Genomic DNA, 17082 nt, shown 5'->3' with positions numbered 1-17082 from the left:
TGGTTCGGCCGGTCAGACGGACTGCACGGCGCGCAGCACGTCGACGAGACCGTGGCCCTGGAAGTGGCGTTCGCGGGCGAGGTCGGTCGCGGTGGCGCAGAGGATCTCCTTCACGCGTTCCGGGCGGCCGAGCAGCTCCCGGTGGCGGGCCAGCAGCATGGCGGCGGCTCCGCTGACATGGGCCGCCGCCTGGCTGGTCCCGTGCATGGCGGAGATGCCCTCGCCGGGGATGGGGCCGTCGATGTCCTCCCCCGGTGCCACCAGGTCGGGCTTGAGCCGCCCGTCGCCGGTGGGGCCCCGGCTGGAGAAGTAGCTGACGCCGTGGCGGTGCGGGTTGCTGCGGTGGGTGGAGCCGACGGTGATGACAGACTCCGCGTTGCCGGGGTCGGAGATGCTGATGTCCCGGTAGTCGGCGCCCACGGTGTGGGCGGTGCCGCCGGTGAACCCCGCGTTCCCGGCCGCGGTGACGACCACGACACCCGACCGGGTCAGGCGGTCGCACTCGACGCACACGGGTGTCCAGCCGGTGGAGTGGCTGGCGACGTCGTGCGGGACCGACAGGCTGATGTTGACCCCTGCGACGATGAACCGTCCGGCCTGCTCGTTGATGTGACGGATCGCCTGGAGCGCGGTGACGATGGAGAACTCGTCGCCGTCGCCCTCGTCGTCGAGGACCCGGAAGTCGTAGAGGCGGATGCGCGGGCAGATGCCGCGGAAGTCCAGCTCCGGCCACCAGCCGCCGATGATGCCGGCGATGTGGGTGCCGTGCTGGTCGCCGGGCGGCGGCCGGGCGGGCTGTCCCGGGGCCGGGGTGGTCTCGACGGACGGCAGGGCGGCCGCCCAGTTGACGAGTCCGCCCACGAGGACGTCGGCGGAGAGCTTCTCCCGTACGCCGGTGAAGTCGAAGGAGCGGGCGATGCGCGTCTCCAGCGGCTGCGGCGTCGGGCCGGTGGTGTCCCAGTCGTGGAAGGCGGGGTGCCGCGCGTCGATGCCGCTGTCGACCACCGCCCACCCGATGGTGGCGGTGTCGACCGAGAAGACCTGCTCCGCCGCGTCGGCCTTGATCGTCCGCCGGGACCGTACGACCGCGCGGGTCGCCGGCCGGTTCGTCGTCACGGAGACGATCGGGTACTTCTGCCTGCGGTCGGCCACGCGCCCGACGGGTGTGTGCGGCCCGCGCACCGGGGTGGTGTCCACGACGACGTCGCCCAGCATGTCGACGAGTACGCCGGTCACCTCCTGTTCCCGCGTGTCGCTCCGGGCCAGGTCCGGCCTCGCGTTCTCCACGACGCGGTGCAGCAGCCGCAGGAGCCAGGTGAGATGACGGCCGCGCTCCTGCCGGCGCTCCATGCTGTCGTGGATCTCGCTGGTGGCCGGGGTCCTGACGTGTCCGGCGAGGGCCGCCTCGATGCCGTCCGCGCCGCCGGTCCCGGCGAGTTCATGGGCGACCCGCACCGCTCCGGCGAGACTGGTCAGGGGCAGCAGGCAGCTGACGAGTTCCTTCAGCGTCAGCCGGGCCGCCACGAAGCTGCCGGCGGCGATCGGACGGCACTTCTCCATCAGCCCGCGGCTCTGGAACCGTTCCAGCACCCGCTCGACGCCGTACTCCTCACGGATCGCGAGGATCAGGTCCTGCCGTCCCTCCGAGGACGGCCGCGGCGGCTGGGCGAACGCCAGCCACACGTCGAAGTGGACGGGGCAGTAGGTGGCCCAGAGGACAGGTACGGGTCCCTCCCCGTAGAACACCGCTGCGAGATCGGCTCGGTCCATGTGGATTCCCGGTGCGCTGTGCGTACGCCCCCGCGCGTGGCGGTGGGGGACGGCGATGGCGGCCGAGGGGTCTGTTCCCATTTTCCGCCCTGGTCATGGGCACTGCAACCGCTGGCCCGGCTACGATCAACCCCCATGCCCAGAGCCGGCCTCACCCCCGACCGCCTCGTCGCCGCCGCGGCCGACCTCGCCGACGAGGCCGGCTTCGAGCGTGTGACGCTGTCCGCGCTGGCCCGGCGCTTCGGTGTGAAGGACGCCAGCCTGTACACCCACGTCCGGAACCTCCAGGACCTCCGCACCCGCCTGGCTCTCTTCGCGGGCGGCGAGCTGATCGACCGGATCGCGGCGGCGGTCGAGGGCCGGGAAGCGGGCCGGGACACGCTCGCCGCGTTCGCCGGCGCCTACCGGGCCTACGCCCTGGAACACCCGGGCAGGTACGCGGCGACCCAGATCCCGGTCGACCAGGACCTCCTGGCCGACTCCCCCGCGATGCGCCGCACGGCCGACGTCACCTACGGCATGCTCCGCGCCTACGGCCTGGAGGAACCCGACCTCACGGATGCCGTACGCCTGCTGCGCAGCACCTTCCACGGCTACTGCGCCCTGGAGTCCAACGGCGCCTTCGGCGCACCCCGTGACGTACAGGCGTCCTGGGACCGGGCCGTCGACGCCCTGCACGCGCTGCTCCGGAACTGGCCCCGCGAGGAGAGGAACCCCGATGCGTGACACCGCCGACTCGATAGCCGAGCTCTACTCGCTCGGCACCGGCCCCTGGGCGATGACGCCCGTCACCCGGGGCGCACTCGGCCAGATCTGGAAACTCACCGGGCACGGCCGGTCCTGGGCCGTGAAGGAGCTCCTCTTCGGCTGCGACGAAGCCCAGGTACGACGCGAGGCCGCCTTACGGGACTCCGCGGAACGCCTCGGCATCGCCTCGCCCCGGCTGCACACCGACCGGCACGGCGCGCACGTCTCCCGCCTCGACACCCCGGGCGGCAACTCCTGGGTGAAGCTGTACGACTGGGTCGACGGCACCCGGGCGGACGCCTCCGACCCGGACGTCCTCGACTGGTTCGGCCGGACCATGGCCCTGCTGCACCAGGCCGGGGAGGACGCCGTGGACACCCCGAGCGGCTGGTACGAGAGGTGTCCCGACGAGGCCGAGTGGGAGGACGTGCTCAAGAAGGTGCGGGACGCCGGCCTGCCCTGGTCGGACGAGCTCGGCGGTTTTGTCGCCACGTCCGCTCCCCCGCTGGCTCACTGGGTCACCCCGTCGGAATCGCGCGGCCTCGTGACCTCGCACCTCGATCTCCAGCCCCAGAACGTCCTGGTCGGCCCGGACGGGCCGGTCCTCCTCGACTGGGACAACGCGGGGCCGGTCTCGGCGGAACGGGAGTTCGCCCGGGCCCTCTACGTCTGGTCGGGCGGCAATGACGTGAACATCGAATCCGCCCGCCGGCTGGCACGCGCCTACCGCAGTGCCGGGGGCCCGGCTGTCATCACGGGCCCGGAGTCGTTCTCGATGCTCTTCGCGACGGCTCTCAACTACGTCCAGGTACAGGCCGAGACGGCCGTCGACCCCGCTGTGACCGATGAGCAACGCGCGTTCGCGGGTGAGCAGGCCGTCGCCTTGCTGCGCGGTCTGCCGGACCTGGCCGCCGTCGCGCTGCTGGTCGCCGCGCTCGACACCTAGGTCGTGTCCGCAAGGTCCCTCCTGTACCGCGAGCCCTGGCAGACTTCCTACACGCCTACAACCACCACCGCTGCCACACCGCACTCGGCGGTCAGCCACCGATCAGCCGCGTTAACAACCCTGCGGGTCAATACACCTAGCGGGTCGCGAACCCGGCCACCTCGCCGTAGGACGGTGTCATGCCTCCCGGCGTCCGCCCCGCCCGGATGTCCGCCACCGCCTCCAGTGCCGCGCCCAGTGCCCTCCGGTACAGCAGCGAGCCGAGGCTGATCCGGCGCACGCCGACGTCGGCGAGGTGGGGGACGGGCGGGCCGCCGGGCGAGTAGAGGACGTTGAGGGGGACGTCCAGGTGGTGCACCAGGCCGGCGATCCGCCGCAGGTCGGTGAGGCCGGGGACGAACACGCCGTCCGCGCCCGCCTGTCGGTAGGCGTCGAGGCGGGTGAGCGTGTCCGCGGTGTCGCCGTCGCCGAGCCAGTGGGTGTCGGTGCGTGCGTTGACGAAGAGGGCGGGCGCCGCCTTCTTGACCGCGGCGATCTTCGCCGCGTGCCGGGCGACGGGCCCGAGGCCGTCCTCCAGGTTGATGCCGACCGCTCCCACGGCGTACAGCTCGCGCGCGAACTCCGCCACCTCGTCCGGGTCGTCGCTGAAGCCGCCCTCCGCGTCGACCGACAGCCGGAACCGTTCGGATCCCAGGGCGAAGGCCAGCCGGAGCGTCTCCTTCCGGGTCGCCGCCGCACCGTCGGGCAGTCCGGCGACCGCGGCGACGCCCAGACTCGTCGTCGCGATCGCCCGGAAGCCCTGCCCCGCGAGGGCCCGGGCCGAGGCGTGGTCCCAGGCGTTGGGCAGGAGGAGGGGCTCGTCCTCGTGGTGGAGGTCGGCGAAGGTGGTCATGGCGCCACGCTAGACGCGGGTCGCTTCGGCGCGGACCGAACCATGGTCTGTGGTGAGAATCGCTCGTCTCAAGCCGTGACGTCCGCCCCCGACTCCGTCAGCCGGACCCGTGTCACGCCGCCGTCGCCCCAGCGGACCTCCAGTGCTCCGGCACCGTCGGCGCGGACGGAGACCGACTCCTCCAGTGGGACCGGGTCCGGCTCGGCCGTCAGCCGGGCCAGGGCGACGAAGAGGGTGGGGGTCTCGCCCACGACGCCCGTCAGGGAGTCCGTGAGTCCGAGCGCCGGTACGAGTTCGGCCCGCAGGCCCTCCGCGGCCGGCCAGCCGGTCACCCGGACCGGCGTCCCGGGCTCCGCGCCCGTCACCAGATGCGCCCGGACCTCCGCGGCCCCGCGTGCCAGCACCAGACTGGTCACCCGCGCTCCCCCGCCCGCCGTGTGCCGGGATGCCGCCCAGCCCTCGCCGACGCCCAGCGGTTCGATGCCGGTGCGGCTCGGGTCCTCGCCGACGATCACGCTGTTGTCGTACGACGAGGAGGACGCCGGGGCCGGGGCCGTCACGGTCGAGTACGCCAGGCGCGTGTAGTACGGGTCGTAGCGGACGTCCTCGCTGCCGTGGTTGTGGAGGCGGACCACGCCGTCCGAACGGGTCGACTGGAGAAGCCAGTTGGGAGGGCCCACGGGCGTGACGGCGTCCGCGCGCTCGGTCGGCCCGGGTTCCTCCGCCGCCGTCCAGACCTCGTGGTCGGCGGGAAGCAGCAGGCCGAGGAAGCCCTTGCTCGCCCAGTACGGGGAGGCCGGGCCCGAGTAGCCCTGGAGGACGGACGGGTCGGGGCCGTGCCAGCCGAGGGACAGCAGGCCCCTGTCGTCCACCGCGCCCCGGTCGAGGAAGTACCGCAGCGCTCCCGAGGCCAGGCGCCGGGTCTCCCCGGGCGACAGGGGCGTGCGGCCGGTCAGCGCTCCCAGCCACAGAGGGGCCGTCGTGGCGAAGCGGTAGGTGAGGGAGCGGCCCTGGTGCATCGGGGCGCCGTCGCCGCCGAACAGCCGGGCGTAGTCGGAGAGGTGGCGCGAGAGACGGTCGCCGTACAGGTCCAGCAGGCGCTCGTCCTGCTCCAGCCAGGCGTGCAGCACCGGGTAGAGGTGCATCGCCCAGCCGTTGTAGTAGTCGAACTTGCGGCCGTCGCCGTCGGTGTACCAGCCGTCGCCCAGGTACCACTGCTCGATGCGTTCCAGGCCGCGGTCGATCGCCGCGCGGGACGCGTCCGGCTCGTGGCCGATCTCGGCCAGGAAGCCGCCGACCGTGACGGGGAACAGCTCCCAGTTGCAGGGCCACGCCTCGGCGGTGAGCGCGTCGCCGAGCCAGCCGGCCGCCCGCTGCCGTACGCCGTCGTCCAGCCGGTCCCACAGCAGGTCCCGGGTCAGGCGCAGGGCCAGCGCGATCGACGCCGCCTCCACCAGGGGCTGGCTACGGTCCTCGATGCGGGGCCAGACGCCCGAGACACCGGCGGCGAGGCCGGTGGCGTAGCGCTCCAGGGCCTTCTCGTCGCGGCGGAAGGCGGCCAGCAGCAGGGTGCGGGCGTAGCCCTCCAGACCGTCGGAGAGGCGGCCCGACCAGCTGGTCCGGTCGCCGGGCAGGTAGTAGAGGGCGCGGTCGTCGGTGGCGTAGGGCTCGACGGAGGTGAGCAGGGCGTCGGCCGCCGCCTCCCAGTGGGCGCGGGTGTAGCCGGTGAACGGAGACGTCGTGCGGTCGGCTGCGGGCAGCTGCATCGGTTCTCTTTCGTGCTCAGGGCGTTCAAAGGCTCAGGACACTCGGCCGGACCTGGAGCGCCCCGGTTCCGGTCGGGGCGCCCCAGGGGCTCTATCCCACCCGCACCTTGCCCTTCGGCACCAGATGCTGAGTGACGAGTTCGTCGCGGACGAGGCCCGCGTAGGCCGTGGCACCGCTCACGGAGGTGTGCGTGTTGTCCCGTGCCTCGTTGTAGAGGTACAGCGCCTTGGAGCCCTCCACGCCGAGGGACTCCACGAGGGCCTTGGTCTTCGCGGTGAGGTCGATCAGCGGGACGTCACGCTCGGCGGCGACGGAGCGGGTGACCGCCGGGTGGTCGACGCCGAGGCCGTTGACCAGGAGCGCGGTTCCGTTGTTCAGCGTGCCGTCCGCGTTGAACCAGCGTCGCACGATGGGAGTGACAAGGACCGGCTGTCCGCCCCGCGCCCGGACGCCTTCCACCAGGGTCTCCAGGTTGGCCCGGTAGGTGGCCTCGTCCGTGGTCTTGTCGTTGTGGGCGAGCTGGACCAGGACCAGATCGCCGGGGCGGATCAGGGGCCGTACGGTGGCCCACAGCTTCGGGTTCCCCAGATAGGAGACCGTATTCTCCCCGGAGTCGGCGTAGTTGGCGACGGACACGCCCTCGCGGAGGTACTGGGGCAGTCGCTGGCCCCAGCCGGAGTACGGGTCGCCGGACTGGTCGCAGACGGTGGAGTCGCCGACGAGGAAGATCTGGCGGGTGTGCCGGGCGGGGGTGACCCGGATGCCGGCGAGGGCGGGTGCGGAACCGCCGATCCGCAGGTCGAGGCCGGGGGTTCCGTCGGGGCCGGTGGGCTCGCCCTCGGGGGTGCGGACGTTCACGGTGAAGCTGCGGGTGACCCGTTCGCCTGCCGGGGCGGCTGTCTCGGGGAGCAGGGCACGGCGGGTCTCGCCGCTGACGCTGGTGGCGGACGCGGTTGCCCCGCCGAGCACGACCCGCACGTGATAGGTGCCCGGGGGGACATCGAAGTGACAGGTGTCCGCCGCGCACTGTGCGAGGCCGGAGTGGGCCTGCGCCGGTACGGACGGCAACGCGCTTCCCACGGCCACCGCCGCGACGACGGCGATGCTGAAACGTCTCACTCCCGGCTCCTCCCAGCGGACGACAAGACCTGGGGGTGGACGGTACCGCTCCGGACAAGCGCTTTCTAGATCCCGAGCAGCATTCACGAGATGGACTGCTTCACATGACCGAAAGCCCTTTCGCGAAATCGATTCAACTGTCACCCTCTCTCCCACCCGAACTCCCCCCACCCTCCCGAGGAGGCCCCCATGTCCGGATCCGCGCGCAGACCGGTCGGCCGCCGCACCTTCGTCCTCGCCGCCACCGCGGCCGGGACGGCCCTCACCGTCGGCACGGCCCACGCCGCCGCCTTCGGCTACAGCGACGACGGCTCGCACTACGTCGTCGACACCGGCGCCCAGCTGGTCTTCAAGGTCAGCAAGTCCACCGGCGACCTGACCTCGCTGGTCTACCGGGGCACGGAGTACCAGGGCTACGGCGGCATGAACTCGCACATCGAGTCCGGCCTCGGCGCCTCCACCGTCGCCATCAGGCAGTCCGGTTCGACGATCCTGGTCTCCGTCACGCACGGCACGCTGAAGCACTACTACGCGGCCCGCAGCGGCGAGAACAACATCTACCTCTGGACGAACAAGGCCGACACGTCCGTCTCCGCCACCCGGTACATCGTGCGCGTGAAGAAGGGCGCGTTCCTCAACGACGAGCCCGACTCGTACACCTACGCGCCGACCACCATCGAGGCCTCGGACGTCTTCCGGAAGTCCGACGGGCAGACCCGCTCGAAGCACTACTCCAAGCGGCGCGTCATGGACTACGACTACGTCGGCTGGTCCTCCGGCGGTGTCGGCCTGTGGGTCGTGCGCAGCAACCACGAGAAGGCCTCCGGCGGGCCCTTCTACCGCTCTCTGCTGCGCCACCAGAGCGCCGACGGCGGCGGCCTCTACGAGATCCTGTACTACGGCCAGAACCAGACCGAGGCCCAGCGCTTCGGCCTCCAGGGCCCGTACGTCATCGCCTTCACGGACGGCGGGGCGCCCTCCTCGGCGCTGTTCCCGGGCACGCTGACCACGCCGTGGGCCGACGCGCTCGGCATCTCCGGGTACGTGCCGGCGAGCGGCCGGGGCAAGGTGGCGGGTGTCGGGATATCGGGCCGGAACCCGGCGTACCCGTACACGGTCGGGCTGGCCAACTCGGCCGCGCAGTACTGGGGTCCGGCGCGTTCCTCGGACGGCTGGTTCTCGATCGCGGGCGTGCTGCCGGGGACGTACACGCTGACCGTCTTCAAGGGCGAGCTGGCGGTGTACACGACGTCGGTGAGCGTATCGGCGGGTGGGACGGCCACCCTGAACACGATCGCCCTGCCGTCCTCGAACGACCCGGCCAACGCGAGCGCGATCTGGCGGATCGGCGACTGGAACGGCACGCCGGGCGGTTTCAAGAACGCGGACCTGATGACGTACGCGCATCCGTCGGACGTACGGGCCGTGTCCTGGACCGGGAACGTGGTGATCGGCGGCGGCGGGGAGACGGCGGCCTTCCCCTGCTACCTCTGGAAGGACGTCAACAGCGGCCTCCTCGTGCACTTCAAGCTGACCGCCGCGCAGGCCGCCGCCGCGCACACCCTGCGCATCGGCGTGACGACGGCGTACGCGAACGGCAGGCCCCAGGTCACCGTCAACGACACCTGGACGTCCGCCATCCCCTCCCCGCCCACCCAGCCGAACACCCGGTCGCTGACCAACGGTTCCTACCGCGGCAACAACCACACGTTCACGTACAGCGTGCCCGCGTCCGCCTGGAAGACGGACACGAGCCAGTACAACGTGCTGAGGATCGACGTGGTGAGCGGGTCGGGGGCGAGCGGCTATCTCAGCGCGGGCACCGCGATCGACGCGATCGACCTGCTCGCCTGAGCCCGGTCAGGTGCCGCGCGTCCACTGCTGGTTGGTGCCGCCGTTGCACGTGTACGTGATGAGCGCGGCGCCGTTGGCGGCGGACGCGCCGTTCACGTCCAGGCACTCGCCGGTGGCGCGCGACTTGACGTTCACGTACGAGCCGGTGGTGGTCAGCGACCACTGCTGGCTCGTCGTCAAGGAGCAGTTCTCCTGCGTGACCGTGCTCGCGTTCTCCTGGACGCACAGGGAGCTGTTCCTGACCATGAGCTGGTAGTAGCCGCTGCCGACGGACTTGAACCAGTACCTCTGGTTGGCGCCGCCGTTGCAGTCGTACTGCTTCAGCTGGGCACCGGCCCACAGCGACTGGCTCGTCACGTCCGCGCACCTGGAGGAGTGGCGGGCGATGAGGGTGTTGTAGGTGGCGCTGGTGCCGGAGACGGTCCCGGCGGCCGTGTCGAGGGTGACCTCCGGCGACCAGGACATGGACATCGTGGTCGCGTTGGAGAAGGTCAGGGGCAGCCACACGTACCGCGAGTCGTTGACGGTCCCGCCGAAGGAGTTGCCCCAGCGGTCGCCCAGGTAGAGGTACGAGGTGCCCGAGGTGCCCTGCACGGGCAGGACGAACGCGGTCTGCGAGCCGTAGGTCGTCGAGTCGCCGACGTTCTTCATGGCCGACCAGGGGCCTGCGATGTTCGTGGCGGTGGCGTACTGCTGCTGGTTGGGGTTCCAGCCCGTGGCGCCCGAGGTCAGCATGAAGTACACGCCGTTCCGCTTGAACAGGGCCGGGGCCTCGCGGTGGCCGCCGGGCCAGGGGTTGGCGACCAGGGTGGCGATGCCCGTGTAGTCGCTGGTCAGGCGGTAGATCTGGAGGTCGTAGTTCTCCCGCGCGGCGGAGATCATGTAGCCGGCGCCGTCGGTGTCGACGAAGACCGTGATGTCACGGGACATGTGCTGGCCGAGCGGCCGGAAGCTGCCCTTCCAAGTGTAGTTCCCGTCGACGGTGTCGGAGACGGCGACGGCGGCCCGGGCCTCGCTGTAGTCGGTGCCGTTCTCCTTGTGCATCCACATCACGAACTTGCCGGTGGACGCGTTGTACATGACCTTCGGCCGCTCGATGTTGGCGGTCGCCAGCTCCGGGTCACTGGCCTCGGTCAGGACGTGGTTGCGGAACTCCCAGTTCTTCAGGTCGGTCGAGCGGTAGGCGTCGACGTACCGGAAGGTGTTGTCGGCGTTGCGGTGCTCGCCGAACCAGTAGTAGTAGGAGCCGACCTTGAGGACTCCGCCGCCGTGCGCGTGGACGGGGTTGCCCGAGGTGTCCTTGAACTGGGTGCCGTTGGTGATCGTCTGGGGCGCGGCCTGGGCGGGGCCGGCGGTGGCGAGGGCACCGAACAGGCCGAGGCACAGGGCGAGGAGGGCGGCGTAGGCACGTCTCATCTCAGTCACCCGCTTCTGTGGCGTCGGCGACCGGGATGCCGAAGTCCGGGGTGCCGTCCGGCTTCCAGCCGAGCTTCTGGATACGGGTGTGGCGGTTGGGGTCGTTCAGCGGGTCGCCGTTGATCTCCTTGTACTGGCGGGCGTGGTAGACGAGGACGTCGGTGCGGCCGTCCTCGGCCACCGTGAAGCAGTTGTGGCCGGGGCCGTACTGCTTGGTGGTGTCGTTGCTGGTGAAGACCGGCGTCGGGGACTTGGCCCAGCTGATGGGGTCCAGGAGGTGGCTGTCGGCGTCGGCGGTCAGCAGGCCCACGCAGTAGTTGAAGTCGGTGGCGCTGGCCGAGTACGTCATGAAGAGGCGGCCGTTGCGCTTCAGCACATAGGGACCCTCGTTGACCTTGAAGCCGATGCGCTCCCAGTCGTACTCCGGGGTGGAGAGCCGCACCTGCGGGCCCGTGAGGGTCCAGGGGTTCGCCATCTCGGAGAGGAAGATGCCGGTGTTGTTGTCCATGCCGGGCTCGTGCTGCGCCCAGGCGAGGTAGCGCTTGCCCCGGTGGGTGAAGGTGGTGGCGTCCAGGGAGAAGGTCTCCCAGGCCGTCTTGACCTGGCCCTTCTCCACCCAGGTGCCCTTGAAGGGGTTGGGGTGGGCGTTCTCCAGCACCCAGATGCGGATGGCCCAGACGTCCTCGGCGGGCGCGGAGGCGAAGTAGATGTACCACTTGCCGCCGATGCGGTGCAGTTCGGGCGCCCAGATGTGCGCGCCCATGTTCCCGGTGGGGTGGGCGCGCCAGATGACGGACTCGGCCGCCGTGCCGAGGCCGTTCAGCGTGCGGGAGCGGCGCAGGATGATGCGGTCGTACTCGGGGGCGGTGGCGGTGAAGTAGTAGAAGCCGTCCTTGTGCCGGTGGATGTGCGGATCGGCCCGGTTGCGGACGAGCGGGTTCTCGAAGGGGGCCGGCTTGGGGTGCCTGGCCGGGGTGGCGGCCTGGGCCACGCCCGGGAGGGCGGGAACGGCGGCCAGGGCGCCGGCGGCTGCGGCGCCCTTCAGCAGCAGTCTGCGGCTGGGGGGTTCGGGCAGAGCGTGGTCGCGGTCGCGGCTCATGCGGGGGGCTGCCTCTCACTGGGGGACACACGGCGTTGCTGATACCTGATGCGGCGTCTGACATTTCGAACACCATCTGTCATTACGAACGCCGAAAAGGTAAGGGGGTGACACGTGGAGGTCAACGGGTCTGACGGGACGAAGACGGCCGGGTCTCAGAAGGGGCGGCTGTAGGGGGACTTGCCCACACGGTCGTGGATCGCGCGCAGCCATGGCTCACGGACGGCGGGCAACCGGGCCAGTGTGTGGAGGAGGATGCGCGGGTCGGGCCGGAACAGCGAATGCGGGCGCAGGGGCAAGGGGTCATCGCGCTCGACTCCGTCGGGCAGGCGACCGGTCGCGGGAGCGGGCAACCGCGCGGGCTGGAGCGCCAGCTGGAGCCACACACCGGCGGACACGGGCACGGTGTGCGCGACGCCGGGCGGCGCCTGCCACACCTCGCCGGTCCGCGGGTGCCGGGGGACGAGGAGGATGTCGGGGGCGGGGCCGGGGACGGGCAGGCCCGGTCCGGCGAGGGCCGCCGCCTTCCTCGGTGCACGCCCCCGCGGGAGCAGCAGGTCGAGTGCTCGGCCAAGCGTCTCGGCGAGAAGGCCGTCGGGAAGGCTCACCGGTGTGCCCGCCGAGGCGGCCAGCAGGTGGGCGAGGGCCACCCCGAGGGCCGCCTCCCACCGGGGATCCCACCACCCGCCCTGCTCGACGGGCGGGATGGCCTCGTACTCCCGGCCCAGCGCCGACCAATCCGCCGGGAGAGCGGGTGCGTCTGCGGTGAGGGTCTGAACGGCGTCAGGGTCCAACCGCACCGCCTGCCAGAGCGTGCAGTCGTCGACGCGTGTCGCGACGGCCTGTCCGCACCGGGCGCAGGCCAGGTTGGGGCCGCTGCTCCCGTCCAGACCCAGGCAGTAGCCCTGGCATCGCTCGGGGATGAGAACCGTCCCGCGCACATCGCCGGGCGCGACGACGACCGCGCCCCGCGACCCGAAGGACAGCGCGGGTACGGGCGCGAACACGCCCCGTGCCCCCGCCTCCTGCGCCCCGACCTCGCTCCACCGCCGCCAGGGCGGTCCGGAGGGCTCGGGATCCACGGCGTAGGTGCCCGATTCCATCAGGGCGGGGAGCAGCTCATGGCCGTAGGTCTGACGGGCGTGGTCGGGCAGCGCCACCGGCGACACGGGCACGGTCAGCTCGGCACCGCACCGCGCACACCCGAACACGGCCACGCGGCCTCCCCCTTGTTCTCCCCTGGTCAGGGGGAGTATCACCGCGCGGCAACGGGCCGCCAACCCATTTTTCTGTTATCGGCGCCCGCCACTCCCGTCTCCGGTGATGTGCGCAGCCTCACCACCCACACCACAGCAGCGACCGTCGGCGTTCTCGCGGCGGTCGCGTCTCTGCTCGGCGCTCCCCCGGCGGCGGCCGGTGGTCCCCGGGACGTCACGGCCGCCGTGCTCGACGGGCGGGACGTGACGCTCGCCGGGGACACGGTCGTCACCGTGCCGCCCGGGACGACGACCTACGACGGCGTGTTCCGGGGTGAGGGCACGCTCACCGTGCGCGGCAGCGGGACGCTGGTCCTCACCAGGGACAGCGATTTCACACTGCCCCGCTCCCGGCAGCGGCAGACCGTGCGGACGCTCGGCGGCAACCACCCGTATGTGACCGTGGCCCGCCCGGATCCGCCCGCGATCACGGTCGAGCGCGGGGCGACCCTCCAGTACGGCGACGGGGGCACGACCGGGCTCATCGGCCACTTCCCGTACGGCACCCCGGCGTTCCGGCTCAACCAGGACAACATCCGGGTCGACGGCACCCTGCGGCTCGCCTTGAAGAGCGCCTACAACCTGGGCACCGTCAGCGGCTCCGGGCTGATCGCCCAGCCGCGTTTCCTCTGGGGCACCTGGGACCTGTCGGGGGCCCACTCCTTCTCCGGGGTGATCGACAACGGCACGCAGGCGAACGCCGGCCGGCCGGAGTACGCGACCTCGCTGCCGCGCGTGCGCAAGATCCTCAACCAGGGCACCTGGACGGTCGACACCCCGCTGGGGCAGACCGTCACCATGGGCATGGACTTCTACCAGCGCGAGTACGGCAGCGACATCAACGTCCAGTCGCGGCCGGGCGGCCAGGTCGTACTGACCGGGCAGTACAGCTGGTCGGACCAGGGCGGCGACACCGACCCCTCGCTCAGCGACCCCGCCCTGAACTGGACGCCCGCCCGCAAGAACGTCAACAAGCGCGGCACCAACATCAAGGGCGCGAACGTCCGGTGGGGCAACGGCACCACGAGCAGGATCTTCATGCCGGGCACCGCGGAGACCGTGTACATCAACCTCCTCGCGGCCCGGGAGCGTTCGAGGCTCACCTTCGACTACAAGGGCCCGGTGACACTCGGCGCCCCCATCGGCGGCGGCCGGTTCCACGACACGCTCTCCGCTCCCGGCGCCGGCGACATCGTCATCGCGGGAACCCCCGGCAACGACGTCACCTTCGCGGCCGTCCAGTTCTACAACGGCTCCACGACGGTCGAGAAGGGCGCGGTGCTGCGCCTGGGCAGCAGAAAGAGGGGCGGCGACGGCGGCCTGTACACGCGGGGCGCCCTCTCCGAGGTCGTCAACAACGGCGCGCTCGTCCTGCGCAACACGGACAGGCCCCTCACCCTGTCCCGCGTCGGCGGCAGCGGCTCGCTCACGCAGTCGGGCGCGGCCACGACGACACTGACGGGCGGCTCGGTGACGTACACCGGGACGACCACGGTCTCCAGGGGCACGCTGGCCCTGCGCGACGGAGCCACGCTCGCCCGCAGCAGAGCGATCCGGCTCACCTCGGCCGGTGCCCGGCTGGACACGGGCCGGACGGGCCTGCACGTGTCGACCACCCTCTCCGGCAAGGGCGCGGTCAAAGGCCCGGTCACCAACGAAGGCACCGTCACGACCGGCCTCACCGTCAACGGCCCCTACACGCAGAGCGCGAAAGGCTCCCTGCTCCTGCGGGACAAGCCACTGAAGGTGACGGGCGCGGTACGGCTGTCCGGAGAGCTCGACGTGTCCGCCGCCGGGAGCCGGCCCGCCCGTGTGATCCCCGTCCTCGACAACCGGGGCCGCTCCAAGCCCTCGGGGACCTTCGCCGGCCTGAAGGAGGGCGCCCGCCTGAAACTGGCCGACATCGACTACCGCATCAGCTACCGCGCCGGCGACGGCAACGACATCGCCCTGACGGCGGTCGCGGCCACCCCGGGCCCGTCCCCCACCGCGGCCGGCCCGCCCGCGTCCGACCCGGTGACGCCCCGCAGCGCCGGTGCGTCGGAGAACGTCGGCTTCGGCTGGTGGCCCTACGCGCTCGGCCTGGCCCTCGTCGTCAGCCTCGCCGTGCCGATGGCGGCCCGGCGCGGGCGGGGTCGGCGGCGTCATGCGGGCAGGGCGCGGCGGTGAGGCTCACACCTCGGACTCGCCCCACACCGCGACGGCCGCTTCGTCGCCGACCGAGACCTCGCCGGGCCGGAGTACCGCGTACTTCGTGCCGAAGGCGATACCGCCCTGGGACGCCCGCCGGTAGGCGGCGAGGGTGCGCAGGGGTTCCGGGCCCGCCCTGGTTCCGGAGCGCTGGTCGACCAGGGTGACCGCGCAGCGGATGGCGAGCTTCGCATAGCCCAGTTCGGTGTCGCCGATGCGGATGCGGTGGGCGCGGTCCTCGGTGTGGGGGTCGTCCCAGCCGTCCAGCACGAGGTTGGGGCGGAAGCGGTCCATGGGCAGCGGGCGTGCCCCGCGCTCGGTCAGTTTCCGGTTGAGCAGGTCGAGGGTGGAGCGGGAGACGACGTGCAGGGCACAGCTGTCGGCGTATCCGGAGGTGCCTGGTGTCATGCCGTCGGTCACCCGGTCGTGCTCCGGCGGTACGCGCACGAGCCGGCTCCGGGCGCCGAGTACGTCCGAGAGCCAGCCGGCTGCCGCGTCGCCCTGGTCGATGCCCTGGTAGGGGGTGCCGAACAGATCGACCTTCTGCCGGGGACCGGAAGCGTCCACGCTCAGGTGCAGGGCCTCCAGTCCTGGTGCCCGGAGAGTGAGTCGCGCGCCTTCGGCGGTGATGGCGGGCCGGATGAGGGCCAGCCTGGGGTCCCGGCGCTGCGTCCGGTACCCGCCGTCCTCGCTGACCACCATGAAGCTGCGGTCGTGTGCCAGTCCGGCGGGTGTCAGCAGCGCCTCCTGGACCGATGTCCCGGCGCACCCCTTGAGGGGGTAGTACGTCAACTCGACCACGTGCGCCACGTTTCCCCGCCTTCTGTCCGCCGTCAGCGTCCGCTGGGTGCCTCGGGAAAGCCGAGTTGTGGAGCCAGCAGCCGCGCCTCGGCGGCCCACTCGGCGAGGAAGGCCAGGGCCGAGCCGCGTTCGCGGTAACGGAGTTCGGCGGGGGCCGTGCCCCGGCCGCCGTAGGCCACCGGCGACTCGCCCGCCCGGGCCAGCATCAGCGCGGTGAGCCAGTCGTACTTCACGGCCGAGGCGCACACGCCGAGGCGTACCAGTCGTTCGTCGCCGTGCCAGCCGCTGTCGCGCAGGCCGTGCAGGTAGGCGTCGTAGGCCGCCTTGGCCAGGCCCGGAAGGTCGGCGGCCGGGACGAATAGGTCGAACACGGAGTCGGGGAGGTGGTTGCCGAGGTCCTCGCCGAGCGCGCCGTCGCCCGCGAACGCCCAGTCGAACAGGACGCTGTCGGTGCCGTCGGAGCGGACGTTGGCCGGCCACTGGTCGAGGTGGGAGAAGGCGCGGGGCAGGGACTCCATGACCGTGAGGAACCACTCGCGGTCGTGGTGGAGGCGGACCATGTCCGCGCGCAGGCCCGCCGGGAAGTGCTCCCGGACCAGGGGGTGTCGCCAGGCCTCGTCGTCGTCGAGGAGGTCCTGGCCCGTCGTCTTTCCCGAGACGTAGTCACGCAGGAATTGCCTCGACAGCCACGGGGGGTCCTCCCCCGCTCCCGTCGCGCCCTGCGCGGCGCCGAGCCGGTGGGCGTGGTCGAGGTGCCGGGCGAGCGGCCAGGCCGTCGCCGCCTCACCCGGTACGTCCTCCAGCCACAGCGCCACATCGCCGTCGGGGCGGTCGACGCAGGCCAGGAGCCGGGGAGCGCGGATGCCGTGCCGCTGCCAGACCTGGGCGAGCCCGGAACGGTAGACGTAGGCCTCGCGGCGCCAGAAGTTCCAGTGCCGGGGGTCGTTGGAGGCGGACCAGGCGACGCTGGTCTCCTTCGTCCGCGTCAGCACCTTCAGAACCGCCGAGCGGCCGCCGCCCGTGACCCGCCACACCCCGGCCGTGACGCCGTTGTGCGGGTTGTGCGCGAGCGGCTCGAACACCGCCTTCTCCCCCGGGACTCCCAGGACCTCACGTACTTCGGCATCGACGACAGCGACAGCGACCTCGGGCATCCCCCGATGCTATGCCGAGGCCCCCGCCGGAGGGGTGGTCAACTGCTGGCAGTCGACTGCGCACAGGCGTG

The 17082-nt window shown here is 71.8% G+C and carries 13 protein-coding genes; 4 read left to right on the top strand and 9 right to left on the bottom strand.

The features are described from left to right. Positions 1 to 12: 12 nt before the first annotated feature. Positions 13 to 1770, bottom strand: a complete 1758-nt coding sequence (locus ACFZBT_RS21900) for a S8 family serine peptidase (RefSeq protein ID WP_391105894.1) — start codon at positions 1768 to 1770, stop codon at positions 13 to 15. A gap of 135 nt (positions 1771 to 1905) precedes the next feature. Here ACFZBT_RS21900 and ACFZBT_RS21895 point away from each other — a divergent pair, with 135 nt between their 5' ends. Both ACFZBT_RS21895 and ACFZBT_RS21890 read left to right on the top strand, forming a co-directional pair. Further along, positions 1906 to 2496, top strand: coding sequence for a WHG domain-containing protein (locus ACFZBT_RS21895; protein WP_391105892.1), 591 nt, complete (start codon positions 1906 to 1908; stop codon positions 2494 to 2496). After that, positions 2489 to 3463: a phosphotransferase enzyme family protein gene (locus tag ACFZBT_RS21890; RefSeq protein WP_391105890.1), complete on the top strand. Its 975-nt coding sequence runs from the start codon at positions 2489 to 2491 to the stop codon at positions 3461 to 3463. Before ACFZBT_RS21895 ends, ACFZBT_RS21890 begins: the two co-directional genes overlap by 8 nt. A 136-nt stretch (positions 3464 to 3599) precedes the next feature. On the opposite strand, the gene ACFZBT_RS21885 is transcribed toward ACFZBT_RS21890, so the two are convergent. From ACFZBT_RS21885 to ACFZBT_RS21875, 3 genes are all read right to left on the bottom strand, one after another. Next, a complete protein-coding gene (locus ACFZBT_RS21885; protein ID WP_391105888.1) occupies positions 3600 to 4355 on the bottom strand; it encodes an isocitrate lyase/phosphoenolpyruvate mutase family protein in 756 nt (251 codons plus the stop codon). 68 nt (positions 4356 to 4423) lie between these two features. Further along, positions 4424 to 6121, bottom strand: coding sequence for a DUF2264 domain-containing protein (locus tag ACFZBT_RS21880; RefSeq protein ID WP_391105886.1), 1698 nt, complete (start codon positions 6119 to 6121; stop codon positions 4424 to 4426). Between the two features lie 91 nt (positions 6122 to 6212). Then, complete coding sequence (locus ACFZBT_RS21875) at positions 6213 to 7241, bottom strand: GDSL-type esterase/lipase family protein (RefSeq protein WP_391105884.1); 1029 nt, start codon at positions 7239 to 7241, stop codon at positions 6213 to 6215. Between the two features lie 189 nt (positions 7242 to 7430). Between ACFZBT_RS21875 and ACFZBT_RS21870 the strand changes: the two genes are divergently transcribed. Continuing rightward, positions 7431 to 9095, top strand: a complete 1665-nt coding sequence (locus tag ACFZBT_RS21870) for a rhamnogalacturonan lyase B N-terminal domain-containing protein (protein ID WP_391105882.1) — start codon at positions 7431 to 7433, stop codon at positions 9093 to 9095. Between the two features lie 6 nt (positions 9096 to 9101). Here the strand turns inward: ACFZBT_RS21870 and ACFZBT_RS21865 are convergent, their stop codons facing one another. The 3 genes from ACFZBT_RS21865 to ACFZBT_RS21855 form a co-directional block, all read right to left on the bottom strand. After that, a complete protein-coding gene (locus ACFZBT_RS21865; RefSeq protein ID WP_391105880.1) occupies positions 9102 to 10511 on the bottom strand; it encodes an RICIN domain-containing protein in 1410 nt (469 codons plus the stop codon). Position 10512: 1 nt separating this feature from the next. Continuing rightward, a complete protein-coding gene (locus ACFZBT_RS21860; RefSeq protein WP_391105878.1) occupies positions 10513 to 11610 on the bottom strand; it encodes a family 43 glycosylhydrolase in 1098 nt (365 codons plus the stop codon). Between the two features lie 155 nt (positions 11611 to 11765). Then, positions 11766 to 12827, bottom strand: a complete 1062-nt coding sequence (locus ACFZBT_RS21855; RefSeq protein ID WP_391105876.1) for a hypothetical protein — start codon at positions 12825 to 12827, stop codon at positions 11766 to 11768. A gap of 108 nt (positions 12828 to 12935) precedes the next feature. On the opposite strand from ACFZBT_RS21855, the gene ACFZBT_RS21850 reads away from it, so the two are divergent. Beyond that, complete coding sequence (locus ACFZBT_RS21850) at positions 12936 to 15035, top strand: autotransporter-associated beta strand repeat-containing protein (protein WP_391105874.1); 2100 nt, start codon at positions 12936 to 12938, stop codon at positions 15033 to 15035. Positions 15036 to 15038: 3 nt separating this feature from the next. On the opposite strand, the gene ACFZBT_RS21845 is transcribed toward ACFZBT_RS21850, so the two are convergent. Beyond that, positions 15039 to 15866: an MOSC N-terminal beta barrel domain-containing protein gene (locus ACFZBT_RS21845; protein ID WP_391105872.1), complete on the bottom strand. Its 828-nt coding sequence runs from the start codon at positions 15864 to 15866 to the stop codon at positions 15039 to 15041. 23 nt (positions 15867 to 15889) lie between these two features. After that, complete coding sequence (locus ACFZBT_RS21840; RefSeq protein ID WP_391105871.1) at positions 15890 to 17011, bottom strand: aminoglycoside phosphotransferase; 1122 nt, start codon at positions 17009 to 17011, stop codon at positions 15890 to 15892. Between the last annotated feature and the right edge of the window lie 71 nt (positions 17012 to 17082).

Source organism: Streptomyces sp. NPDC008137, assembly GCF_042957035.1.
GTDB lineage: Bacteria > Actinomycetota > Actinomycetes > Streptomycetales > Streptomycetaceae > Streptomyces.
This window is presented reverse-complemented; position numbering and strand designations above follow the sequence as displayed.